General features: G+C 41.8%; 23 protein-coding genes and 1 tRNA gene. 11 read left to right on the forward strand and 13 right to left on the reverse strand.

All coding sequences use genetic code 11. The annotated features are described in order from the left end of the window. Positions 1-86 precede the first annotated feature (86 nt). Positions 87-626: a DUF721 domain-containing protein gene (locus RRG12_RS36640; RefSeq protein WP_420762604.1), complete on the forward strand. Its 540-nt coding sequence runs from the start codon at positions 87-89 to the stop codon at positions 624-626. 433 nt (positions 627-1,059) lie between these two features. Then, positions 1,060-1,374: a hypothetical protein gene (locus RRG12_RS36645; protein ID WP_420762585.1), complete on the forward strand. Its 315-nt coding sequence runs from the start codon at positions 1,060-1,062 to the stop codon at positions 1,372-1,374. Between the two features lie 127 nt (positions 1,375-1,501). On the opposite strand, the gene menB is transcribed toward RRG12_RS36645, so the two are convergent. Continuing rightward, on the reverse strand, positions 1,502-2,335 hold the full coding sequence (gene menB / locus RRG12_RS36650; RefSeq protein WP_069073960.1) for a 1,4-dihydroxy-2-naphthoyl-CoA synthase: 834 nt from the start codon (positions 2,333-2,335) through the stop codon (positions 1,502-1,504). A 140-nt stretch (positions 2,336-2,475) separates the two neighbouring features. Here menB and RRG12_RS36655 point away from each other — a divergent pair, with 140 nt between their 5' ends. From RRG12_RS36655 to RRG12_RS36665, 3 genes are all read left to right on the forward strand, one after another. Further along, a complete protein-coding gene (locus RRG12_RS36655) occupies positions 2,476-3,360 on the forward strand; it encodes an Rpn family recombination-promoting nuclease/putative transposase (protein ID WP_420762586.1) in 885 nt (294 codons plus the stop codon). A gap of 17 nt (positions 3,361-3,377) precedes the next feature. Next, positions 3,378-3,506 (forward strand): hypothetical protein, encoded by a 129-nt coding sequence (locus tag RRG12_RS36660; protein ID WP_420762587.1) that lies wholly within the window; start codon positions 3,378-3,380, stop codon positions 3,504-3,506. A gap of 350 nt (positions 3,507-3,856) precedes the next feature. Beyond that, a complete protein-coding gene (locus RRG12_RS36665; RefSeq protein ID WP_420762588.1) occupies positions 3,857-5,545 on the forward strand; it encodes an RNA-directed DNA polymerase in 1,689 nt (562 codons plus the stop codon). 221 nt (positions 5,546-5,766) lie between these two features. Here RRG12_RS36665 and menD read toward each other — a convergent pair whose 3' ends face one another. After that, positions 5,767-7,524: a 2-succinyl-5-enolpyruvyl-6-hydroxy-3-cyclohexene-1-carboxylic-acid synthase gene (gene menD / locus RRG12_RS36670; protein ID WP_420762589.1), complete on the reverse strand. Its 1,758-nt coding sequence runs from the start codon at positions 7,522-7,524 to the stop codon at positions 5,767-5,769. A gap of 167 nt (positions 7,525-7,691) precedes the next feature. Between menD and folB the strand changes: the two genes are divergently transcribed. The 3 genes from folB (at position 7,692) to RRG12_RS36685 (ending at position 10,919) form a co-directional block, all read left to right on the forward strand. Continuing rightward, the gene (gene folB, locus RRG12_RS36675; RefSeq protein ID WP_069073964.1) at positions 7,692-8,060 is read left to right on the forward strand and encodes a dihydroneopterin aldolase; all 369 of its coding nucleotides are present in this window, start codon (positions 7,692-7,694) and stop codon (positions 8,058-8,060) included. A gap of 808 nt (positions 8,061-8,868) precedes the next feature. Further along, positions 8,869-10,155: a diguanylate cyclase domain-containing protein gene (locus tag RRG12_RS36680; RefSeq protein WP_420762590.1), complete on the forward strand. Its 1,287-nt coding sequence runs from the start codon at positions 8,869-8,871 to the stop codon at positions 10,153-10,155. Positions 10,156-10,358: 203 nt separating this feature from the next. Continuing rightward, positions 10,359-10,919 carry a sugar O-acetyltransferase gene (locus RRG12_RS36685; protein WP_069073966.1) on the forward strand — a complete coding sequence of 187 codons (561 nt, stop codon included), beginning with the start codon at positions 10,359-10,361 and terminating at the stop codon, positions 10,917-10,919. Between the two features lie 3 nt (positions 10,920-10,922). Here the strand turns inward: RRG12_RS36685 and RRG12_RS36690 are convergent, their stop codons facing one another. The 7 genes from RRG12_RS36690 to glcD form a co-directional block, all read right to left on the reverse strand. Further along, positions 10,923-11,303, reverse strand: a complete 381-nt coding sequence (locus RRG12_RS36690; protein ID WP_420762591.1) for a calcium-binding protein — start codon at positions 11,301-11,303, stop codon at positions 10,923-10,925. A gap of 556 nt (positions 11,304-11,859) precedes the next feature. Then, the gene (locus RRG12_RS36695) at positions 11,860-12,843 is read right to left on the reverse strand and encodes a DUF1517 domain-containing protein (RefSeq protein ID WP_420762592.1); all 984 of its coding nucleotides are present in this window, start codon (positions 12,841-12,843) and stop codon (positions 11,860-11,862) included. Positions 12,844-13,568: 725 nt separating this feature from the next. Then, a tRNA-Lys gene (locus RRG12_RS36700) sits at positions 13,569-13,640 on the reverse strand. Positions 13,641-13,701: 61 nt separating this feature from the next. Next, on the reverse strand, positions 13,702-15,951 hold the full coding sequence (locus RRG12_RS36705; RefSeq protein WP_420762593.1) for a GAF domain-containing protein: 2,250 nt from the start codon (positions 15,949-15,951) through the stop codon (positions 13,702-13,704). Positions 15,952-16,309: 358 nt separating this feature from the next. Next, positions 16,310-16,870 carry a hypothetical protein gene (locus tag RRG12_RS36710; protein WP_420762594.1) on the reverse strand — a complete coding sequence of 187 codons (561 nt, stop codon included), beginning with the start codon at positions 16,868-16,870 and terminating at the stop codon, positions 16,310-16,312. Then, a complete protein-coding gene (locus RRG12_RS36715; protein ID WP_420762595.1) occupies positions 16,870-18,108 on the reverse strand; it encodes a glycoside hydrolase family 10 protein in 1,239 nt (412 codons plus the stop codon). The genes RRG12_RS36710 and RRG12_RS36715 overlap by 1 nt, the downstream gene beginning before the upstream one ends. A gap of 704 nt (positions 18,109-18,812) precedes the next feature. Then, positions 18,813-20,285, reverse strand: coding sequence for a glycolate oxidase subunit GlcD (gene glcD, locus RRG12_RS36720; protein ID WP_420762596.1), 1,473 nt, complete (start codon positions 20,283-20,285; stop codon positions 18,813-18,815). Positions 20,286-20,585: 300 nt separating this feature from the next. Between glcD and RRG12_RS36725 the strand changes: the two genes are divergently transcribed. After that, on the forward strand, positions 20,586-20,747 hold the full coding sequence (locus RRG12_RS36725; protein ID WP_420762597.1) for a hypothetical protein: 162 nt from the start codon (positions 20,586-20,588) through the stop codon (positions 20,745-20,747). On the opposite strand, the gene RRG12_RS36730 is transcribed toward RRG12_RS36725, so the two are convergent. After that, a complete protein-coding gene (locus tag RRG12_RS36730; protein ID WP_420762598.1) occupies positions 20,723-21,082 on the reverse strand; it encodes a hypothetical protein in 360 nt (119 codons plus the stop codon). The two genes, RRG12_RS36725 and RRG12_RS36730, sit on opposite strands and share 25 nt — an antisense overlap. A 455-nt stretch (positions 21,083-21,537) precedes the next feature. After that, positions 21,538-21,846, reverse strand: a complete 309-nt coding sequence (locus RRG12_RS36735) for a hypothetical protein (RefSeq protein ID WP_420762599.1) — start codon at positions 21,844-21,846, stop codon at positions 21,538-21,540. A gap of 566 nt (positions 21,847-22,412) precedes the next feature. Between RRG12_RS36735 and RRG12_RS36740 the strand changes: the two genes are divergently transcribed. Further along, positions 22,413-23,987, forward strand: coding sequence for a group II intron reverse transcriptase/maturase (locus tag RRG12_RS36740; protein ID WP_420762600.1), 1,575 nt, complete (start codon positions 22,413-22,415; stop codon positions 23,985-23,987). A gap of 135 nt (positions 23,988-24,122) precedes the next feature. Here RRG12_RS36740 and RRG12_RS36745 read toward each other — a convergent pair whose 3' ends face one another. Continuing rightward, positions 24,123-24,437, reverse strand: coding sequence for a GIY-YIG nuclease family protein (locus tag RRG12_RS36745; protein ID WP_420762601.1), 315 nt, complete (start codon positions 24,435-24,437; stop codon positions 24,123-24,125). Positions 24,438-24,534: 97 nt separating this feature from the next. On the opposite strand from RRG12_RS36745, the gene RRG12_RS36750 reads away from it, so the two are divergent. Beyond that, the gene (locus RRG12_RS36750) at positions 24,535-24,690 is read left to right on the forward strand and encodes a hypothetical protein (protein ID WP_420762602.1); all 156 of its coding nucleotides are present in this window, start codon (positions 24,535-24,537) and stop codon (positions 24,688-24,690) included. Positions 24,691-24,928: 238 nt separating this feature from the next. On the opposite strand, the gene RRG12_RS36755 is transcribed toward RRG12_RS36750, so the two are convergent. Further along, on the reverse strand, positions 24,929-25,600 hold a 672-nt coding region (locus tag RRG12_RS36755; protein WP_420762603.1), incomplete at its 5' end, for a WD40 repeat domain-containing protein.

Below are 25,600 nucleotides of genomic sequence, written 5' to 3' on the forward strand. Positions count from 1 at the left end.
AACTGGTGACAGGTGATAGGGAATAATCTGCACCCTGTAACCTGTACCCTATTCCCTACTTCACTCCTCACTCAGCACTTTGAATGATGTCGTTGAAATCAATAAATGATATTTTAGGCGTTCTAGAAAAGCAGGCTAAATGGCAGGAGCAACCATTTCAACTTCTGCTCAAGTGTTGGGCAGAAGTTGTTGGCCCAGTAGTTGCCGCAAATACTCGACCATTGTCAATTCAGCGCGATGTTTTGTCGGTAGCAACTTCTAGTGCTGCTTGGGCGCAAAACATGACTTTTGGTCGCACATCTCTGCTTTTAAAGTTGAATAAAAAGCTGCCAACGCCTTTGGTTGATATTCGCTTCTCCACTGCTGGCTGGCAAAATCCATCTGTGGAGAGAAAACAGCAACAAACGGTTTTGCCCCATGAGCATCCCAGTTACCTTGGTGATGAGATTAGCCGCCCTGATATGACACCCACTAAGGATGTGAATGCTGCTTTTGGGAATTGGGCGAAGGTGATGCGATCGCGATCGCATGGCTTACCCCTTTGTCCCCAGTGTCAATCTCCCACCCCACCCGGCGAACTCCAGCGCTGGGCAGTCTGTTCTGTCTGTGCTGCTAAACAGTTTTGAAGCAAGTCAGTCCTAAATTAAAAGCAAAATAGTTTAGCGATTATTCGTTAAGCAGAATTTATATAGTTCTGATTTTGGAGAAAAAAGATATTTTCCTGTTAAAATATGCCAAGTGTGGTATACAAAGCAGACTATTTATCTAAAATTCTATGGTTTAACCCATCCTTAAGGAGGAAGTTAAAAGGCTGGATAAATCAAAAGCTTTAGTTTTAGTCTTGATCCCTAATAAGTTTTAGCCAAAATCTATAGGTGACCACTCTAACGATTATTGAAATATATAACAAGATTATAAAAACATCCTGAAGTTTATTTTTGCCCTGGGATCGCTGAAACCTAGAGAAAATAATGACTTTTTGGCTCTTATCCGTCTTTATATATAGAAGCAAAATATAAGGATGAAATTTAGCCAGAACTGCACTAAAGATTAATCCAAATGAAACCTATTAAAGTTTTAGCATCTGCCTGTAAATATTGCCGTCATTACCAGCCAGAAGGTCGCCGTGGTGGAACGTGCCAGCAGTTAGGAGCGCCTGTTCAAGCAACTTGGAAGGCTTGCTCTTTGGCGCTCCCACCTTTTGCACCTTCTTGGGAAACCTTGGAAGATGCTTGGAGTTTGCCAGATGCAGCCCCAGTTTTAACATCTTGTCAATCTCTAGCCTCAGATTTAGACAATGCTGCTCTTGCCCCTGTTGAGGAAATAACTATCTCCATATCTGAACAGGTAAAGACTAAAGCAGTTGTTATTTAGCCATCCATTATTACTGAATAGAGTTCGTAGTCTGCTTAAGATAAGATTTGTTTTTAAGATATTTAGTGCTGTAAATTTTGACATCTACAAAAATCGCACCCTTTATTGAGGTGCGATTTTTGCAATTTTAAGGTAGCCAAGGAAAAGAGCGGAAATCTGGTGGACGCTTTTCGAGAAAGGCTTGTTTGCCTTCAGACCCTTCTTCTGTCATGTAATAGAGTAACGTGGCATTGCCAGCAAGCTCTTGTAAACCAGCTTGTCCGTCACAATCAGCGTTGAAGGCGGCTTTGAGACATCGAATTGCGATCGGGCTTTTTTCTAAAATCTCTTGCGCCCATTGAATCCCTTCGGTTTCTAGTTGTTCCACTGGGACGACGCAATTAATTAAACCCATTTCTAGCGCTTGTTGGGCATCATATTGGCGACAGAGAAACCAAATTTCTCTAGCTTTTTTTTGCCCCACAATGCGGGCGAGATAGCTGGCTCCAAAACCACCATCGAAACTGCCGACTTTCGGGCCAGTCTGTCCGAAAATAGCGTTATCGGCGGCGATGGTAAGGTCGCAAATCAAGTGTAGAACGTGTCCCCCACCGATCGCATATCCCGCTACTAAAGCAATCACCACTTTCGGCATCGAACGAATCAGGCGTTGTAAATCCAGCACATTCAAGCGGGGGATGCCAGTATCATCCACATAACCCGCATGTCCCCGCACACTTTGATCGCCACCAGAACAGAAAGCATATTTGCCATCAGTGTGTGGGCCATAACCCGTAAATAGGACGACACCAATAGTAGTATCTTCACGAGCATTACAGAAAGCGTCGTACAGTTCAAAGACAGTTTCAGGACGGAAAGCATTGCGTTTGTGGGGACGGTTAATAGTGATTTTTGCAATGCCATCAGTTTTTTGATACAGAATATCTTCGTAGGTTTTGGCAGTTTCCCAGTTAATTTGCATTGTTATGGAGTGCGCTGTTGCTTCAAGAATTTTATCGCGGACGTAGGGACATGCGATACCTGCGGTGGGCTACGCCTACGCTAAAATTGCTATCTCAACCCTTTACAATCTGGTAATTGTCTGGGTGTTGAGGAATAAAAATGCGACGTGACACCATCTTCTACAAATTATTTAAGCAATTCCCTGGTTTGCTGTTTGAATTAGTAGATGAACCACCCGCAGAAGCGGAAAATTACCAGTTTGAATCGGTTGAGGTGAAAGAAACGGCGTTTCGGATTGATGGAGTGTTTTTACCTCCCGCGAATGCAGTTTCCAAAACCGTCTTTTTTTCAGAAGTCCAGTTTCAGAAGGACGAAGACTTATATCACCGCTTCTTTAGCGAATTGTTTTTGTTTCTCTACCGCAACTCTATCCGTTACGATGACTGGTTTGGGGTAATAATTTTTGCTTCTCGCAGCTTGGAACCTTCTAACTCAACGATTCACCGCGCTTTATTAGAAAGTGGTCAAATCAGGCGGGTTTATTTGGATGAGTTGGGGGATTTGCGAGAACAACCTTTGGGATTGGGTTTGATGTTGCTGACAAATGTTACTTCTGAAACGGAAGCAGTGGAAGGGGCACGGTTTTTACTGGAGCAAGCACGGCAACAATCGGAGCAAGCGATAATTGATTTAGTTACAACGATTATTGTCTACAAGTTTTCTAACCTTAGTCGAGAGGAGATTCAAGCGATGTTGGGACTGAATTTGGAAGAACCACGGGCTATTCTGGAAGCGAAGGCAGAAGGGCGAGAGGAAGGAAAGATCGAAGGAAAGGTTGAAGGACGAGAGGAAGGAAAGGTTGAAGGAGAAAGAGCGATCGTTTTACGACTATTAAATCGGCGTGTGGGTAATATTCCTGATGCGCTTCTATCCCAGATTCAAGAGTTATCGGTGGAACAGTTGGAAGCTTTAGGTGATGCTTTGTTGGATTTCTCTTCTCTTGCTGATTTGGAAGGGTGGTTACAAGATCAATTAAGCGGGTAAGTTTCACGCAGAGGAGGATGAGCGATCGCACTACAAATAAAGTTTCCCAAAGTGAAGAAGCATTTGCAGACACGCGCGCGGGTATATCAGAATCAGTGGGAGGATGTGCGATCGCTCCTCCTCCGACTGTTAAAACGACTATTTAGTGAAATTGCTTAAGAAAGTTGTTGGAATTGAGATTGCGATCGCGGACTTGGAAGGGTGGTTACAAGGTCAACCAAGAGGGTAAATCTCACGCAGAGGCGCAAAGAAGAACCAAGAGCGTGATTTTTTTAAATAAACCTACTGTAAGTACGTTAAGCAAAACTTTGTGTGTCTGATCGGAAGTGTTACTGAATAGCGGGATTAGGTAATGATAAAGGTGTAGAGATTTTTTAAATATACAGAAAGAGTTTCAGCCTCTAAGGACATTAGTTCTTTATTATTATACATAGTCAATAATACTGTAAATATAGTGCTACAATATACTAGAAATTGAATTTAAACCCATAGTGCAATGATACAAACCAATTCTCCTCTTATTCAGACCGAAGATTTTATTAGAAGCGGTTTTTTTCCTAAAGAGTTAGTGCCAGCATTTACAACAGAAGGACTTGCAAATAATTTAGATAAAATTAATAGCATTGTTCAAGAAACACCAAAAAAGTCTTCTAGTAAATGCTCTTATTATTCATTTCCTAAAAGTAAATATTCCCGTCGCAATTTAGCAATTCCAAATCCTCTCCATCAAATTATTTTATGCAATACATTATCTGATAATTGGCAACAGGTGAGGGAATCTATTGAAACTTCTTTTCTATATAAACCATTATTATTTTGCTGTGAAAAAAGGAATGAATATTCCTTAGATACAGAACCTTTCCCAGGCATAGAATCTTCCCTTAGTAGTGATTCAACTATTGAACGGGCTGTATCTGCCAATTACAAAGATTTGCTAGATTGGCGGGTTATCCGTTCAGTAGGTTATTCTTATTGTCTTCACACTGACATTTCGAGATTTTATTCTACTATTTATACTCATAGTATTCCGTGGGCTATTCACGGGAAAGATATCTCTAAAATAAATAGAAATGAATCTCTAATAGGAAACAAAATTGATCGTTGCGTTCGGAATACACAAGATCAACAGACATTAGGCATTCCTATTGGGACTGATTCATCATTGATCATAGCAGAAATTATTGGTTCTGCCGTGGATAAAAGACTTAAACAAGTAATACCTTTTATTTTTGATGGATTTCGTTATATGGATGATTATTATTTATATTTCAACTCTCTCTCAGATGCAGAATTTGCACTTTCTCAAATACATAAAATACTTCAAGAGTTTGAATTAGAAAATAATTCCGAAAAAACTTTTATTGTTGAGCTTCCCGAATCTATTGAGCCAATTTGGGTGTCAGAGATGAGACGATATCCTATTAGTGATAAAAATATAGTAGAACAGCATAGTGATATCATAACTTACTTCAGTAAAGTATTTGAATATTCAAAGTTATTTCCAGAGGACTTTGTAATTAAATATGGTCTTCGTAAAGTCAGTAAAATTTGTATAAAACATGACAATTGGAATCTCTATGAATCATTTATATTACAATCAATTATGGTTGCACCAAATGCATTAGTTATAGCTACAGAAATACTACTTAGCTATTCGATTTTAGGATATGAATTAAATAAAGAAAAAATATCTTGTACAATCAATTCGCTAATTTGTAAACATAGTAATCTAAATCATAGTCATGAGGTTTCATGGGCATTATGGTTAAGCAAGACGCTAAACATACCAATTGAAGGAAAAACAATTCAGGCAATTTCTGACTTAGAAGATTCTGTTGTAGCTATTGTTGCTTTAGATTTATATCAAAATTATGATGTCATTAAAGATAGATTAGAATTTAAAAAATGGGAAAGCATAGTAAAACATGATCTAACTGACAAGAATTTATATTCTAAAAATTGGCTTTTATGTTATGAGGCAAATATAAAAGGATATTTTCCCCAAATAGACCAAAATAACTATATTGCAGAAGATCCTTTCTTTTGTGCCTTAAAAGATAATAATGTCACTTTCTACGATAATACAAAGCAAGTTCAAAATTTAATACAATACATAATTAAACCCTATGATTTTGATGATAAAGTTAATCATATAACTAATGATAGTAGTTGGATGCTTTACTAAATAGTCAATATTCATTACTTGAAAACTTAAAACTGATGCGCCCTATTCAGCACTCTTTCTTGCTTTTTGCTTCAAGCCATGATCAAGTAATACGGGTGAACAGCATTATTATTTGAAACAATTGTAATAAAGCATCTTTAACTTTGATACTATAAACGGTTCTTACTTTTCACCTAAATGCTATATTTTCTCCCTCTATTTAGCAAAATTTATTGGCTTAGTTAAGTTGCAGTAATATCTTCGGCAAAGTTTCGTAAATTATCCTGTCGCCACTGAGCATCTTTTTTACGATTTGTCCGCACCTCCAAAACCCGGATTCCCTTAGTTGGAAGCGGGTTTAATCTTTCCTGCAACAGTTGCCAAGAAGTAATCAATTCATGCTGCACATTATAAGTAACGCACAACTGAGCAAAATCAATATCCTGGGGAGTGCCAAAAAACTCTTCAAATGGTGGATCAAATTTGGCAATGGGTAACATTTCAAAAATGCCACCGCCATTGTTATTGATTAACACAATCGTCAGATGTCCGACAAACTTATTGCGGATTAAAAAACCATTGGTGTCATGCAACAGCGCTAAATCTCCCGTTAACATCACACTACTTTGCTGGCGATGGGCAATTCCTAAAGCTGTGGATAATGTGCCATCAATGCCATTTGCACCCCGGTTAAAGTGCGATCGCACTCCTAAATTATTTGGTTTCCAGAAATATTCCACATCCCGCACAGGCATACTGTTGCCAATGAACAGAGGCGTTCTGGGCGGTAAAATCTGAGAAATAAACCAGGCTGCTTTACTCTCAATGATTTCATCTATTTTCCCCATCATCTGATCAACAGCTAACCTCACCTTAGTTTCCGCATCACACCATTGCTGCACATATTTTGAGGATAAAGATAAATTTCCCTCCTCTACTTTTATGTCTTCTACAGATATCCTTAAATGCGTCGTTCTCCCGTGCAAAGGATCGAGATTTTGGTCGCTGTTGTCAATTACCCAGCGTTGCGGTTGGGTTGCATCTATCCAGGTACGCAGTTCTTTACTCGTAGGCATTTCACCCACCTGAATCACCATTTCGGGCGCTAACTGCTTTGCTAGTTGCTGATTTCGCAAAATCAGATCATAAGTGGAAATCAAATAAGGGTTGAGTTCGGCATAATTTCTGACTGGGGAAAGTCCCTCAGCTAGCACAGGCCATTTGAGAGTGTGGGAAAGTTGCGCGATCGCTTTACAATACTCTTCTGGTTGCTGCGGTTGAGCAACACCTGCGATAATAATGCCGCGATCGCATTCTTTCCATTCTTTGGGCATTGGGCATTGGGCATTGGGCATGGGGCATGGGTTTTCTATCCCTGCGAAGAAGTCTTCTGGATGAAACTGCGATCGCAAATAACTCAAGTCGGTTCCATCAGGAAGAGGTGCTAAGGGATCGCGAAAGGGAATATTCAAATGTACTGGCCCCTTTGTAGGAGTTTGCGCCCTTTCCCAGCTATGAATTACCGTTTGTCGCAGGTAAGCTAGGATTCCCAGATCGGCGGAAGGTAAGGCTAACTCTGTTTGCCAATTTGGGTAGTTTCCATATAATCTCAACTGATCTATAGTTTGCCCAGAGTGACAATCTCGCAATTCTGGGGGTCTATCGGTGGTTAATATCAACAGTGGTACGCGACTATATGAGGCTTCGATGACTGCTGAATAAAAGTTGGCTCCTGCTGTACCAGAGGTGCAAACTAGTACCACAGGGCGTCCGGTTGCTTTTGCTTGTCCCAAAGCAAAAAAGGCGGCGGAACGTTCATCGAGAATGGAAATCGCTTCAATTTCAGGTGCTTGTTGAGCAAATGCGATCGCTAAGGGTGTAGATCGTGATCCAGGACAAATGATGGCACAAGTCAATCCCAACCGCTTTAGCGTCTCTGTTAAAATATAAGCCCAAAGTTGATTAACATTTTTAAAGGCGATCGGCATTAAATTAAACATAGCTATAAAACAATCTTAAATTTTAGATTTCGTCTAGGGAAATTCAATTTAAAATCCATCAATGCGGTGATGGAACCCAACACTGTCACGCGAGTTTCTGGGAAAGAAAATCTCCAAGCAAACTTGCTTCACTTTCTACAAAATGCCCAATTTGCTTTCAAACTTTTATGGACTGCATTCATTTAACGGGAATTCGCGGCTATGGCTACACTGGGTATCTACCAGAAGAACAGGTGCTAGGACAATGGTTTGAGGTGGATGTAAGGTTATGGTTGGATATCTCCACAGCGGCCAAGACTGACGCGATCGAAGACACTTTAGATTATCGCAGCGTCATTAGCTTGATACAACATCTGATCAAAACGTCTAAATTTGTTTTGGTGGAGAAATTGGTAACAACGATCGCAGATTCTATTCTCCAAGAGTGCGATCGTGTAACAAAAGTCCAAGTCACTCTCAGCAAACCTGCTGCACCTATTCCAGACTTTGGTGGCAAAATTAGCATTGAACTGACTAAAAGTAAGTCCAATCTCTAAAACACAAAAGTGTTTTTTTTCAATATCTATAAGTCAGCAAACAAAGTGGGTTTAGGTGGAGCGTGGAAGTATCTCACAAAGAGAATGTTTCCTGCTATTGCCCCCAGCACCCACTCATTCTCAAAAAACTAAAAAATCCCGCGATCTGCTAATGAGCATTTAACTTGCATATTTTCAGATCGCAGGATTTGTGATTAAGCATTAACCAGAAGCGATGAATAGTTATAAATAACATCATTGAACTCACCATTCAAAATTTAAGAGAGTTTCAGACGGCAATTTAAACCAAGATTGAGACAAAAACCATTCGTAGCCAAAGCGATATTAAAGTCTTTAATTCCAGATAATTATTAATTTTTTGTAGCAATTTGGTAGATGCACATTATTGCATTATATACAACACAAAATATTAACTTTTTCAACTTATATAAAAGTAGTATATTGTCATTATATCAACTTTTATTCTTGATTAATTTTTACATAAATACTATACTTAATATCTCTAGTTTGCTTTAAAAAAACATTGCATATTTTTGAAAATAAGTTTTGAATTACTGGTAATTACATGGTATTTATACTTTTGACGTTAATGACATGATATTAGCTGCATGAAATCATCAAAATTAGCTTTGACAAGCAGAGAAATTATGGGAGGTTAATAACATTACTATTTGCTCATTAGTCAGTAATTTATATCAAGCAAGAAAACAGGGTAGGTGAGAGATTGTTTATGATAAGATAATAACTTTTTGATTGAGTTTGACACCCACAATAAAAATCTGAACCTTAGCAAACAGGTTGTTTTAACATGTTCGCCCGAAAAATCCTAGTTGTTGAGGATAAAAAAGCCCTAGCCTCAAATATTAGAAAAAGTTTACAAAAATTAGGTTATTCAGTTTCAGAAATAACTCAGTCTGGTGAAGAGGCAATAAAAAAGGTAGCAGAAACTCATCCACATTTAGTATTAATTGATATCTGCCTAGCTGGGGAAATTGACGGTGTGCATGTAGCGGATATTATCCAGAATCACTTCCATGTACCTGTAGTATATTTAACAGAGTGTTCAGAATATAAAACATTACATAATAAAAATCAGCTAAGTGAGCCTTTTAGTTACATAGTCAAACCATTTATTGAAAGTGATTTACATTTTGCCATTGAAATGGCTCTGTATAAACATCAGAGTAAAAAAATATTATACGAAGAAAAACAGAGGCTAGGAGCAATTATTAACAGTATGGGTTGTGCAGTGATTGTAACTTATGCAAATGGTTGTATTCAAATGATGAATCCCATTGCAGAACTAATGACTGGTTGGAAACAAAGTGAAGCATTAGGTAAAGATTTAGTAGAAGTAGTTAACTTAGTTGACAAAGATGTAGGAGAAACAATTGAAAATTTAGCCACTTATGTAATGGAAGCAGGTGAAATTTTCAATCTACCAGAAAACTGTACACTGATTACCAAAGATGGCAAAGAAATAGCGATTGGGGATAATGTTGCACCTATCCGCGATCAAAAAGGGAATATTACTGGCGCGGTTTTAGTTTTTCAAGACATCACCAAGCGTAAACAGACAGAGGCGCAACTGATCCGCAATGCGTTTTATGATGGGCTGACAGCATTACCGAATCGTGTTTTATTTTTAGATCGCCTCAGACAAACCATTGAACGTAGCAAACGCAGAAGCGATTATTATTTTGCAGTTTTATTTTTGGATTTAGATGGCTTCAAAGAGATTAACGATCGCTTTGGGCATGGAATAGGGGATGATTTTTTAGTAGCGATCGCTAGACGTTTAGAGTCGTGTTTACGCAGTGGCGATACGGTAGCACGATTTGGTGGTGATGAGTTTACTGTTCTTTTGGAGGATATTAAAGACATTACCGACGCTACTAATGTCGCTAAACGTATTCAAGACTCATTGCGATCGCCAGTTAACCTGAATGGATATCAATTATCTACTACAGCCAGCATTGGTATTACTTGGAATTTTAGTAATTATGAGGAGCCTGCAACTTTGCTGCGAGATGCTGATATTGCGATGTACCGAGCGAAACGGCAAGGAAAAGCTACTTATGCCATATTTAGTTAAATAGTTCTTTCTGCTGCCACTTCAACGGGTTGCGCCAGGATTCCCCGACTTCGGCGCTCCGGTACTGGGGACTAGGAAGAGTTTTCTTCTCTACGAGACGCTGCGCGAACAAAACTTGGGTAATGGTCTGAATGCCTTCCAAGTTTTCCCAGTCCCCAGTCCCCAGTCCCCAGTCCCCAGTCCCTTTTTAAAATAAGTCTGTCATGGAAAAAACCGAAAAACAGAAAATGCTCGCAGGGGAATTGTATTTGGCGGAAGATCCAGAATTGGCTGCCGAAAATAAGCGAGCTAGTCGTCTGTTGCGAAGCTACAATTCTACAACCGAAGAACAGCAAGAGCAACGCCAGCAAATTTTGCAAGAATTATTTGGAAAGATTGGTGAAAAAGTATTAATTGTGCCGCCGTTTCACTGTGATTATGGCAGTAATATTTTCGCTGGCGACAAATTGTATATGAATTATGGCTGTGTAATTTTAGACTGCAATCCAGTTCACATTGGTGAAAATGTCTTATGCGCTCCTTATGTACAAATTTATACTGCCTATCATCCGATAGAGCCAGAAATTCGCCTTTCTGGGAGAGAATTAGCTGCCCCAATTAACATTGGTAACAATGTCTGGATTGGTGGCAGTGCAATTATTTGTCCAGGTGTAACTATTGGTGATAATACAACTATTGGTGCTGGCAGTGTAGTTGTCAAAGACATACCTGAGAATGTTGTCGCTGCTGGCAATCCCTGCCGCGTCATTCGGTATTTGTCCTAGAGTTTAAAACTTATACCCTCTAGCAATCCAATATAGCCAGTCTGCGATCGCTTCTTGAGTTTCACTATCAGCATCAATGGCTATTATTTCAGATAACTTTGCAGAATATACATCATCATCTTTACCATTAAGGTAAGCCACTTCTACCAACATATCTTTTAAGCACTCATCATCTGGGGCCATTCCCAGCACTTCCACTTGTTTCTCCTCGACGGAACCTGATTTGCGTCCCTTCTTAGTCCATTTAGCCAGAAAGGGAAAATTCAGAGTCTCTTCGAGGTAATAATACCAACCCATAGCCCGGTCTTCTTTGTCTTCAGCATCTACAATGATTTCTGTTTTAATGCGATGCTCTCGCTTTTCTTCGGGTTCAACACTAGGCATAAGATAACGCTTTGCGTATAATGCATTTTGATAATACTACCAAAGTTTTGACTAAGAATAATTTTTCTAATACATATTGATTACTGGTTGATATCCTCACCACCGTGTTCGCCCTTGGCGTTCCCGTTCGCGCAGCGTCTCCGTCAGGAGAAGGGTACGGTCGGTGATTCTGGAGTAATGAGTAATAAGTAATAAGTAATGAGTAAATACCCGTTTCAATACTGCTCAGGTTTTGGATTTTTAACTCGGAATTGGGTTTTGGGAAAAGGTTAAAGGGTAAAGGTTAAAGGTTTTTTCTTTCCCCTTCTCCCTTCCCCTTTTCCCCTTAACCGACAAGTATTGATACCCGTTTTTCATCCACTCATTACTCCTTACTCATTACTTTAAAGCCGTGCTGGAAGCACAGGGTTTTAAACCCATTTTTCGGATAACCTCTACAAAAAACCGCTTGTCATTGACAAACGGTTTTCTAGTTATTGCTCTCAAGGGGGAATTTATTTGTTTCACCAAGATGGCAAGTTATTTCTTAGCACTAAAACGCGAAATTTCTTAGAGATTAAACAAGTCTCAAATCAGGATAATTTGCCAACACATCATCAGATGTCAGGGTATCATTTTCAGCTTGCGGAGTCCAAAGAACTTCAATTGCTAGAAGCTTGTCACTAGGGATGCTACCAATTTGGCGCAAAGCTTGACGCAAATCATCAGCACTGTTAATCGCTGTAGGGATTTCAAACTTACCTAATGTCGCCGCTAGTAAAGTGACGATAATGTATTCACCAGGGCCTTCGGTAAATAGGCGGGTGGGGTTGTCGAGTTCACCAGCCGGCGGTAAAGCATCTTTGGCAAGGGCTTCTCTTAGCTGGTTGTTGACGTTAGAAAGAGTTTCTTCACTAAACTTGCTGCGTTCTGCCAGTGACAGCCGATTAAACTGACCTTCAGCTGAATTCAAACTGGCTTGTTGAGTGCCACCACCTGCATATACAAAGTATTCGGGATGGCGGAGTAAAGCTAGGCTGGCTTCTTGGAGAATTTCTGCTCTACCCTCTGGGGTGTTAGTATCAGCAGTTTCAGCAATGTGGTTGAGTTCATTTTGCAATTCACGGGCTTGAGCTAACAAACCTACTTGCAAACGAGTTACAGAAACCGGAGAGTTACTGCTGTAATCTGCTTCTCCTGCTTCACCGCTAGAGACGCGGCGGAAAGTTTGCAATAAGAAATTAGCGATCGCGAAGAAAATTAAGATGGAAAATAGACCACCAAATCCTCCTCCAATACCCCAGAAGGGAATCAAGAAGGGAAAGCCAAAGCCACCACCAAAACCACCACCAGGATAGTATCCGCCCCCACCAGGAGGTGCATAAGTTCGCGGTGTATAGGTGCGACTAGAAGGCGCTCTAAAGGAGCCACCACCGATGCGACCCCCACTGCGGGCTGCTAATGCGCCATCGGCGTGACCAAGAGCCAAAGCTAACACTAAGCTTATGGCTAAGAAGGTTTTTAACAGCGGTTTGATGGTTTGTTGTAGTTTTTTACGCATAATACAATCGCTTGGAAAACGGAATTTTTTATGATTTCTCCCCATGCTGGTAGGAGTATTGCGGTATATCGCTAACGCCAGCCCGTAACAAGCAAGCGAGTTTGTAGCATTTACGTAGCATTTATTTTTAGAGGCTACATATTTAATTTACCGCGTCTTACCTTCGGTAGGTAGCGATCGCAGGGGGGATTTCTCGACTGGGGAACCGTACCTGAAGATATGTTGAAGAAGAATTCAGGAGTCAGAATTCAGGAGTCAGAATCTAATCAACGTGAGTTCGATGAACCTCTCCCTCCCAGCCTGCCTCTGGGAAACGGAAAGGGAGGAGCAAAGTAAAATTCAGCTTTTTGCTCCCCTCTCCGTGTCGGAGAGGGGTTGGGGGAGAGGTCAAATAAGACTTGTCGAACTCACGTTAATCAGTAGGGAATTCAGACCCGCGACTTTCCTGTTGACCACCAAATCGTAGATTTGGTGGGGGTATTAAACCCGGTTATTCATCCACCAGTCATACAGAAAACATTGCTGAATTCTGACTCCTGACTCCTGTTTGATAATTTGCTGTCCAGTGGACAACCTAAAAATTTGACTGGACTGCCAAAAGGCCAGAGGGGTTTTTAGTTAAATTAGTCGAAGCTTTAGTGGCGTTTATCCCCAAAAATAGGGGCTTTCCGAGCGTGGCACTTGCTCGATTTAGGCAAGGGTAAATTTTGGAGGGCTAGAAAGGATGGGTGACGAGGGAATCGAACCCGCAACCAATAGATTAAGAGTCTACTGCTCTACCGTTGAGCTAGTCACCCACACAAATAACAATAGTAGCACAACTTCTGACAATTTAGCTAGTGCCGCACCAAAAAACAGTTAAAAGGGGAATTTGACAGTGAAGGTGGTTTGACCTGCTGCACTTTCTACATCAATTGAGCCGCCTAAATGTCTGACCATTTTCTGCACTAATGCCAATTCCAGTCCAGTGCCGCTATGTTTCCAAGGATCGTGTTTGGAAAGGTGATAGAAAGGCTCAAAAATTCGTGACAGTTCATTGCTGGTAAGCTCTATCCCAGAATTGGTAATATTAAGCTCTACTGCATTCCCTATCAGGTGAGCCGAAACTGTAATGGATTCGCCCGCTGGGGTGTATTTGCAGGCATGGTTGAGCAGTTCGGTGACAATTCGCTCCAAATCAGTGATATCTGTCTCCAAAGGCGGCAGCGCATGAGCAAAACTCAGGTTTAATTGCTGTCGCTGGCAGTTGGTGAGGTCTCGAAAAGACTCGATAATTGGGTGAAGCCAACTTTGAAAGTCAATGGCAATCAAAGTTGGGGGATCGGGTTCGGCTTCGAGATATGTGAGTGTGAGTAGGTCGTTAATTAATTTGCTTTCTCGTCCACACTCGTTATGTAGAATCTGCAAGAGTTGCGGAACTATTTCTATCTCTGATATTTCTGCCGGGGTGAGGACACTTTCAAGCGTTTGGACTGCAAGGCTAATGCTAGTTATTGGTGTCCGCAGTTCTTGAGACAAAGTTCTGAGAAATTGGTTTTTTTGCCGATCGCGTTTTTCTAGTTCTTTTACCTGTGCCTGGGTTTGTTTGTAAAGCTGGGCTTGACGAATGGCGATCGCACATTCATTTGCTACCTGCTGCACTAGCTCAATTTCAAATTCATCAAAGGCCTCTTGTGATGGTCTTGTCAACCAAATATTTCCCAAAATCCCTTGAGTATCGAAAATTGGACAAGCCATCTGAGACATAACCAACAAGTTTGGTTGCCATCCAGGCACAATTTCCAAAAATTGCAAAGTTTGTTTCTGCAACAACGGCTGATAAACTTCAAGACGGTCTGCAATCTGTCTGGTCAATCCCTGAAACTGGGGTAAGTTTTTGGTGTACTCGTAGGTAACAGTTACCAGGTTTTTGCAGGTGCTATAGAGTTCGATTTGGCAACGATCAAGATTGAGTAACTCTGCTAATTCCTGGGTGAGAGTCTGCAACACCTGAGTTTGATCCAGACTGTCGCGGATTTGTTCTGTCATGCGTCGCACCAAGGCTTCAAAGTTTCGCACCTGCTGCAACTGATTTATGTGCTTCTGTTTCTGCAACTCCATCTTAGTTTTGAGATCCTTGATCTGCTGATGAAGTTCTGCCTGTTGGACAGCAATGCCTACTTGAGTTGCTAACTGCTTTAGCAAGTCAGTTTCCGTTTGTTGCCATTGACGCGATTCACGGCAATGCTGGGCAATCAATAGCCCCCACATATCTTGCTCTTTGAAAATCGGCACGACTAGATTGGCTCTAATCTGCAAAGATGCCAGGAAATCTATATGGCAAGGATGCAATCCGGCTGCATCAATATCTTCGATGACTTGAATACAACCTCGTCCGTAGTGTTCTGGATGTTTGCCACTGAAGCCGGGATCGATGATGTTTTTTCCCAACAGGAGATCATCAGCAGCGACAGTTGATTCGGCAATGATTACTCCACTGCCATCAGTCTGGAAGCGATAAATTAGCACGCGATCGCAATTCAAAAACTGCCGCAGTTCAATTGTAGTCTGATGCAGAATTGTCTCTAATTCTACAGATTGGTGAATTCGTCCAGCGATCGCTTCTAGCAGTTGCTCTCGTTCAGCCTGGTATCTGATCCCTTGTTCTGCTTGCTTAACAGAGGTGATATTGCTACTAGTACCAATCAGTCGATAAATCCTAGAGTTAGCATCTCGTAGTGGCGTAAGAGTCGTGCTCCACCAAGTGGGAATTCCCTGGAATTGCAAACATTGTTCGTAAGAAATAGTTTTGCCAAATAGCACGCAGTCATTATAATGCTGACGCACCCTTGCAGCATCGATGGGAGAGAGAATATCCTCTGGTTTTTTGCCCCGAAGATCATCTGAGCAAATACCTATCCACCGCTCATGAGTGGGATTAAGTGCCACATATCGAAAATCTCCGTCCTCCAGAACATCAACTACGAAGATTGATGCCTGCACAGAATCGTACATGCTCAGTAGAAACTGCTCACTACTACTTTTCTCATCTACTTCTGTGCCAAAAAGAATCTGAGGTGGTGATAATTTTGTCAACTCCATAGTTGATTCTGCTGGATTTATATTCATGCGAGAGTCCCACTCTTGTATTACTGACTCTTCTAGGCGCTCTCTGATCGTTAAGCTTGTAGTAGATGCACTTTAGCGCCTATAGCAAAGTATTGTCAGCCGTTGCTCATCGAAATTTGGATCTTTCTCTACTTCTTGTCAGAAATCTAGGAAAGCTAAGTAGGAGTCAGCTTAACAAATCCTGCTTTTTGAAGGCGAAAATACATTTGCAGGTTAGGGCAAACTTCCTAAAATTGATTTTTAACAGTTTTTAATAATTTTTGCATATATCTAAGTGCAAGTATCAGTATATGTGAATTAAATTTATTATTCTTAATAAAGAGAGTAGAGGAGCTTACGTAGGCGTAGCCCGCCGCAGTCATCGCAATTTGTGAGCATTGATTCCTGTGAGGATGCCAACCAGCAGCCAAGTGATGGCTAATCCTATGACTTCGCCGAAGAATAACTGCGTCCAATGGCGCAAAAGCATCCCGATAGTAGAACCTACAGGGATAGCAACAGCCCAACTTGCCGAACAGACTAATATCCATCGCCACGCCTGATACTGGGGAATTGCCAACCATTGAGCCAATCCAATTCCGAAGCCGCCAAGCGCACCATAAATGGCCCCAGACAAGATTCTCTGAGGGAGAATTTGAGTGCTAGGTACAATCCAACCTACAGCACCAATACCGATAACGGTGATAATACTCCAACCCAAAAGACTTGACCAAATCCACCGGATACAAAATATAGGTTGTTTCAGGAGACAGCCTTGAGGAAGTGCGATCGCAAATCCGCCGATAGCAGCCTCTACCAGTCCAATATCAGGTTTTTCCCCGACTTCAATTAAGAGTAAACTCAATAAAAAACCGCCGAAAGTAGCTAAAGTCCACAGCAATGCAAAGCCAAATCTAGTATTTCCAGGCGCAAATGGCATCAAAGTTTCTTTGGTGGTAATAGTCTGATAGTTTTAGGATTAAACATTTCAAAAAAAGCTTTGCGTCGTTGTTGGGGTGATTCTGGTACGATGTAACCCCAAAGACTCTCCCAGTAAAAAAAGGAGATACCATCAAAATTGCGATCGCGCACTACCTGAACCTGTTCTCTCACTTGTGCGATTTTCACCGGACTACGCACTGTTCCCGTTGATATCCCAATTCCTACAGAAATTAGACTTTGAGCCAATTTCACAGGTGGTTGTTCTAGTTGAGCGATAAAAGACTTTTTATCATTTCGATATACCTGTAAAATTAACTCATCAACCAAACCTTTTTTTACCCAATTTTCCCAGTCTTGTAAATAGTATTTGTAGGCAAAAGCTTGAGGATTGGGAGACAAAGATATTTTAACTTTAGGTTTAATAGCCTTGACAGCTTGATAAATTTCTGCCATAAAATCCGTAATTTTATCTGCTCGCCAACGCATCCATTTGGAGTTAAAAGGATCACCAGGGGGACTTTTGCCTTGATGTTCTTGCTGGTAGAGTTCTATAGTGAAGCGATCGTAGCCAAACTGTACAGGCATCCCAAAATGATCGTCAAGCTGAATACCATCCACATCATAATCTCTGACTACTTCTAAAATTAGCTCTTGAATAAACTCTTGCACTTGTGGATGTAAAGGATTCAACCAGGCCAGCTTAGTTACTAAAATATTGTCGATTTCTTCTGGTGGAGTATTTTGGATAGAATTTATACCTTCTTGCCCAATTGTCAACCAGTCAGGATAACGCCTTGCTAATTGTGAATAATGCGGCGTCATAAACCCGTATTCAAACCAGGGAATGACTCTCAAATTTTTATTTTTAGCAAGTGTCACTATCTTTGCTAAAACATCCTGTCCACCGTGCATGAAATTGAGCAAAGGTTGAGTTTCCGAGCCTGTAGTCATTTTAGCTACAGCACTTTTATAAAAAGTATGTCCTCGGTTCCAAACTACAGGATAAATTGTATTAAAATTAAGAGCCGACAATTGATTTATAGCACGGTTAATACCCCAAGGAACAAATAGTACACCACTAGCAACATTAGTGAGCCAAACGCCGCGAATTTCTGTAGTTAAAGGAATTACTTTTTGGGAATAAACTGGCAGTGAAGAGAATGAAAAAACTGTTAAAGTGACTACTAATCCCCAACATAGAAAATAAGAAATACAACGGCGAGCAACCCGATTCATTTGTAAGCTTGACCTAGTGCGATCGGAATATATATAACTACAAAATAAAGTTATAATCCTCCGGATGATGTAAAGGAATCATGATTAAGAATTCAGGAGTCAGAATTCAGAATTCAGAATTCAGAATTCAGAATACTTTAAATAATACGGAGCCAATTTTGTTCATGAATATACTTAACGACTCCCAAACATGATAACTCTTAATCCCTAACTATTAGAGGTTATTTTAAAAGTGTTTTGTTGTGACTTTAGGCACTTTTAGATACCCCTAACCACCCTAAAAAAGGGAAGCCTAATCAAACTTCCCCTTTTTAATACCGTTTTTTTGTGAAGCTGCATATAATTCACCTCCCGGCTATCGCCATCCCCCCGATGCCTTGGCTACGGTGTACACACAAGTCTGAAATAGCTGATTAACCAAGTTTTTACCCCACCCTAACCCTCCCCTTGCAAAGGGGAGGGAACTAGATTTCCGGCTTCCCCCCTTTGCAAGGGGGGATTGAGGGGGGTAATTCACACCGTAGCTTTCCAAGGTAGGACTACAGGGGGGTATTATTGCATCTTCATACAAAATTAAATTGGTATAAGGTGGATTTAGAGGGATATAGAACTTTTATGAGGACTTTTCAAACATCCTCTTAACTCCTGAATTCTGACCGGAGCTAACGGAAACGTCTCCGGTTCCGCTCCTGACCTCTTTCTTATTAAAATCTTTCCACACCTTCAAATTGTTTGATAGCTGATGCATTTGCTGCTTCACCACAAGTCCGTGGTGTGGGAAATATCTTTTCAGGATTTGCTAACCCTTTGGGATTAAAAACTTGCCGCACCCATTGCATAGTTTCTAAATCAACTGGGCTAAACATCTGTGGCATATAGCACTTTTTCTCTGCACCAATGCCATGTTCTCCAGAAATACTACCACCAACTTGGACACAAAGTTTAAGAATTTTTCCACCCATTTCTTCTACTTGTTCTAATGCTCCAGGCACAGAATTATCATAAAGAATTAATGGATGAAGATTGCCATCACCAGCATGAAATACATTAGCAACACGATAACCATATTGTTGACTTAATGTCTCAATCTCATGCAGAACATAAGGCAACTGAGTCCGAGGAATTACACCATCTTGGACATAATAATCTGGGCTTAAATGTCCAGCGGCAGCAAAAGCAGCTTTGCGTCCTTTCCATAACTTTAATCTGGTTTCTGGGTCAGTCGCAGAAGTGACATTACGCGCACCATTCTTTTTACAAATTTCGATAACTCGCTGTTTATTCCCTACAACTTCCACTTCTAAACCATCAATTTCTATGAGCAGAATGGCAGTAGCATCGCGGGGATAACAATTAGTGGCTACAACATCTTCAACTGCATTGATGCTGAAGTTATCCATCATTTCCATACCACCAGGAATGATTCCGGCGCTGATGATGTCAGAAACAGTTGCCCCGGCAGCTTCAATACTAGTAAAATCTGCTAACAACACACAAATTGATTCTGCACTTTTGAGAATTCGCAAAGTAATTTCCGTAGCAATTCCTAAAGTGCCTTCAGAACCAACAAAAACACCTGTTAAATCATAACCAGGCATTTCTGGAATTTGTCCGCCTAAATCGATAATTTCTCCTTCCGGGGTGACAATTTTTAATCCCAAAACGTGGTTAGTGGTGACACCATATTTGAGACAATGTACGCCACCAGAATTTTCGGCAATGTTGCCCCCAATAGAGCAGATAATTTGACTAGAGGGGTCAGGAGCATAGTAAAAACCAGCACCACTGACGGCTTGTGTCACCCAACTATTAATCACTCCTGGTTGTACAACTGTGCGTTGATTTTCCAAATCAATGCTGAGGATTTGCCGCATTAATGAGGTAACAATTAAAACGGAATCTTCTACTGGTAAAGCGCCACCAGATAGACCAGTACCAGAGCCGCGGGCGATGAAGGGTATAGAATATTGATTGCATATCTTTACCACTTGGGCAACTTGTTCTGTGGTTCTGGGTAACACCACCACAGCGGGACGTTGACGATAACCAGTTAAACCATCGCATTCATAAGTAATGAGTTCTTCGCGGCGTTGCACCACACCATTTTTACCAAGGACAGCCTCAAATGCTTTGATAATGGGTTTCCAGTTGCGTTGTTTTTTATCTTGAGTAAGCATAGGTTCTTAAAATTCAAGGTAGATGTATGGAGTATTGCAGGCTTTTTTGGAACCGCAACTTTTTCAGTGAATTGGTGTGAATTGCAAGAGTAATGGAAAACTGATAGGTAATAATTAAAAATGGCTTCTGCAAGCGATCTGCACTTCCTCAAAAGCCATTTTATCATTAAGTGTATAAGTATAAAAAAGTTGTACAATTTTGCAGTTTGTAACTCTTATATTATCGTTGACATTCACGCGACTTATAAAAAGAAAGTTGTACAATTTTCTAAAAATTTGTCATATTGATAAATAAAAAAGTTGTACAATTCCTCAAACTTTTGCCTTGTAGAGTTTGGAACTATTTACTATAAGACTCAATGGCGATCGCATTCCTCGCAAACTCAAGCTGTTGATTCAGCTTTGCACTTGGGATGCGATCGCAGTAATGTGCCTACTTACTTCGACAAAACCACGTTTTGACGTACAGCACGCTTGCGATCGCTTTTCCGAGTCCCGCCAGCCATCTGATATTCATGGCTATTATTACCATATTTATAAGCAATACCACGCAAAATTTTCTCTGAATAGTCTGCCAAATCTTGTTCATTCTCGACGATTTGGGTTAGTAAGACATCAATAGTAGAGAGGGTGGTATTGTACGCTTCCAGAGATTTTCGGAGGCTTTCAATTTTTTCAGTATAATCTTTGACTGTTAAGCTCTCTCCGACATCGAGAGTTGGACTAATAGATTTAATGCTTGCTAAACGTACTTCAGCTTTGCCAAGAGTACGTGAATTTCGTTTCGATCTCGCCATAATTAATACTTACTTTCTAAATTACTGATAATTCTATAGTGGACAATTGTTGAAGAAGTTGTCATACGTGAAATTGTTGATTTTTCTAAAAAAGTCTAAAAGTTAGGTATTTTATAGTACTCTTTGCCAATGAAAGCCACATTTATTGTTTAAGCACCGCATTGCTTTGCCTTAAAAGCGGATTCTATTTAAGGGAAGATGCTGTAACACAAGTCTGTTTCTCATAACGTGAAGGCGGAAGCTGCTACAGACTGCGCGTAACACGGAAATGTCAAGGCGGAAGCTGCTACAGGACAGGCGGAAGCTGCTACAGGCTGCGCGAAACACGGAAACGTGAAGACGGAAGCTGCTACAGGCTGCGCGAAACACGGAAACGTGAAGACGGAAGTTGCTACAGTGAAGGTAGAAAGCTGATCTGCTCCCTTCGACTTCGCTCAGGGAGCGTTATGAAGTTGCTACAGGGAAAGGAAAAACCTGATCTGCTCCCTTCGACTTCGCTCAGGGAGCGTTGTGAAGTTGCTACAGGGAAGGTAGAAACCTGATCTGCTCCCTTCGACTTCGCTCAGGGAGCGTTGTGAAGTTGCTACAGGGAAGGTAGAAACCTGATCTGCTGCCTGAGCGAAGTCTGCTGCCTGAGCGAAGTCTGCTGCCTGAGCGAAGTCTGCTGCCTGAGCGAAATCTGCTGCCTGAGCGAAATCTGCTGCCTGAGCGAAGTCTGCTCCCTGAGCGAAGTCGAAGGGAGCATTGTGGTGATGGTTAAGCAAAACGATGCGTGCGATTCGTTGTTTAGTGAATCACGGTAACCAGTCCGTACATAACTAAACCAGCCTGACAGCAGATTACTGTCACTAAGGGCTGAACTCTCGGTCAGATGCAAGTGCAAGTCTTGCCATTCAGACTCAGAATTGACTCCTTATCTGCCCACACCGAACAAGCTCGGTTCTTGTAGAGTGAAGCTGGGAACAGGGCGCAATCAGACGACCGTTGCGGGTTGACACTGGCGCTAACAGGGAGTTCCTACGATGAAACAGAGCCTAGAAAAACGACTTATTTGCAGGCAGGGCGCAACACAAAATCCCTGACCTCACTGGAGTTTATTCCCGCCGAACACGCGTCGAGTAACGGCAAGAGTCCAGGGAATCCAGTAGTTGAATTGGCTACATCTAACGGAACAATCAATCTCTCCGAGGGAACGAAGAAAAACGAATTGTGGGTCTTGAGACGGTCGAATCTCAGGTAGTCCAGACGAGCGGAGGAATCCCCACAGTTCGGATAGGACAGTCCGTAATTGGACTGAGGTGTTCAGAGAATACAAACTAGAGAAGAGAAAATGATTAGACACAGTTACAAAACTAGTGAATCTTGGAAAGCCCTACCGTGGAAGAAATTCCGCCGAAATCTTTTCCGCCTTCAAAAGCGCGTATTTAAAGCTGTTCAAGTTGGAGACAAGCGGAAAGCGCGGTCACTCCAAAAGCTCATTCTAAAATCCACCTCGGCTCGATTTCTTGCAATAAGACAAGTATCTCAGCTAAATGCTGGTAAAAAGACGGCTGGTATTGATGGGAAGAAATCCCTCTCATTCGAGGAACGCTTCAACCTTGAAGAATTACTAAGAGTGAACAGCGGAAATTGGAAACATCAAGGACTAAGAGAAATCCCTATCCCCAAAAAGGACGGGACTATCAGAATGCTTAAGATACCCACCATCGCGGATAGAGCTTGGCAATGCCTAGCAAAGTACGTACTCGAACCAGCACACGAAGCCACTTTCCACGCCAGGAGTTATGGGTTCAGGACTGGGCGCTCCGCCCACGATGCACAAAAGTACATCTTCCTAAACCTTAGCTCTAGTTCCAACGGAATAGAAAAACGAGTAATCGAACTCGATATTGAAAAGTGCTTCGACAGGATTAATCACTCAGCAATAATGGACGAACTCATCGCCCCCAAAGGACTAAAACTCGGTATCTTCCGATGCCTTAAGGCTGGAGTCAACCCAGAATTCCCTGAACAGGGGACACCTCAAGGGGGAGTGGTCAGTCCTTTGCTAGCTAACATCGCGCTCAATGGGATTGAGAGTATACACAGATACCACGAGAATAAAGGACAGAGAATCACTGACAAAACCTCAGCCAGTGATATCACCGAACCATCAGTCCGATACGCGGATGACATGGTTATCATACTCCGACCCGAAGATGATGCGACAGAGATACTTGAAAGAATCAGCGAGTTCCTCCGCAAACGCGGAATGAATGTAAGCCAAAAGAAGACCAAAATTACCGCTGCGACAGATGGGTTTGATTTCCTTGGCTGGCACTTCAAAGTCCAGAAAAACGGAAAGTTTAGATGCAATCCCTCAGTGGATAACTTCAAAGCGTTCCGTAAGAAAGTAAAACACATCGTCAACAACTCGAACTATGGTGCTACCACAAAGGCTGAGAAATTAGCGTCGGTAGTTAGAGGCTGGAGAAATTACCATAAGTTCTGCAAGATGGACGGGTCAAAGCTATCACTTTGGTTTATGAGTCACAGAGCTTACACGGTGTTCAACAAGGAAGCAAAACAAACACGCTACTCTAGCAAAAAACTGATAGATAAAGCGTTTCCAAAAGTTTCCTACTCCGAAAACAAACACATCCCTGTCAAAGGAACTAAATCACCTTACGACGGAGACATAACCTATTGGAGCAAACGTAACAGTAAGCTCTATGATGGAGCAACCTCTAAAGCTCTTAAGAAGCAAAACCATAGATGTGCTTCCTGTGGTCTGAAATTCATCGGTGAAGAAAAGGTTCACCTGCATCACATCGACGGAAATCACACCAACTGGAAGGAAAATAATCTAGAGGCAATTCACGAGAGTTGTCACGATTACAAACACATGAGCAAAAGCGCAAGCTAAGAACATCGGGAGCCGTGTACACGGAAACGGGTACGCACGGATCTAACTGAGAGGTGCGGGGAATAATATCCCCCATCGACTCAACCACTAAGCGTAGCCTCTCGTAGAGAAGGGAGTCGAACCATGCCGAAGTGTTTAAGTATCGAAGTTAGGCAATCTACTGTAATGAGTTTCATTTTGACATTCGGCTAACTTATGCAACAAATTTGTATCCCCTGAAATTAGAGCTTGCTTCTTTTTTCGACTCCACCCTTGCACCTGCTTCTCACGCTCAAAAGCATCCACCACAGACTGATAATACTCGCAGAAAACTAGCTTCACAGGCAATCGTTTTGCCGTGTGGTTTGCGCCCTCACCTTGTTGATGTTGCCACAGCCGCCGCTCAATATCCTTTGTACTACCCGTGTAGTAACTACCATCAGCACATTCAAGAATGTACATATAAGCCATAAATTGATTTGCGCGATCGCTTTCTATTAAAAAAAGTGTTCCCTGAGCGAAGTCGAAGGGAACACCTCCTGCTAAATTTTCATAATTCTTGTAAAATTTGAACAGCAGTCAATATTTAGATCGGCAAATACCAGTGAAGCGATCGCCTGTTTTAATCAGTACGATCGCTCCAAAATACCGAAAGTGCGATGGCTACGCCCGCACTTCGACAAAGCTCAGTGACCGCCGCAGGCATCGCAGTAGCAGTAATTGATTTCCCTGAGCAAAACGTTCCCTGAGCGGACTTGTACTGAGCGTAGCCGAAGTAGTCGAAGGGAACATTCTAATTGCTCTTTAGACCAATGCCATTGCAGAGAGTGCTGCCTTCGACTTCGCTCAGGCAGCTTCGAGTTCCCTGAGCGAAACCGTTCCCTAAACAAAACGTTCCCTAAACAAGACGTTCCCTGAGCGGACTTGTACTGAGCGTAGCCGAAGTAGTCGAAGGGAACATTCTAATTGCTCTTATTACCAATGCCATCGCAGAGTTGCTTGTCGCTCACATTCGGATTGTATTTTAAATAAACACCTAGCCTAGCGCAACTGTAAACGATTAAATCATCTAGGTTATTTGGGTACACCTTCCAGAGTTTGACGGTCTTGTCATAACTTGCAGAAGCGATGGTCTTGCCATCGGGGCTAAATGCGACGCTATAGACCCCTTCGCTATGCCCCTTGAAGGTGGTGATTTCCTTAGCTGTAGCTGCATCCCAGAGTTTGACGGTGTTGTCATAACTTGCAGAAGCGATGGTCTTGCCATCGGGGCTAAATGCGACGCTATAGACCCCTTCGCTATGCCCCTTGAAGGTGGTGATTTCCTTAGCTGTAGCTGCATCCCAGAGTTTGACGGTGTTGTCATAACTTGCAGAAGCGATGGTCTTGCCATCGGGGCTAAATGCGACGCCCCAGACCGCATTGCTATGCCCCTTGAAGGTGGTGATTTCCTTACCTGTAGCTGCATCCCAGAGTTTGACGGTCTTGTCATCACTTGCAGAAGCGATGGTCTTGCCATCGGGGCTAAATGCGACGCTAATGACCGCATTGCTATGCCCCTTGAAGGTGGTGATTTCCTTACCTGTAGCTGACTCCCGAGGTTTGACGGGGGTGACAGTCATGTTCGCAGCGAT

The organism is Nostoc sp. CALU 546 (assembly GCF_048836525.1).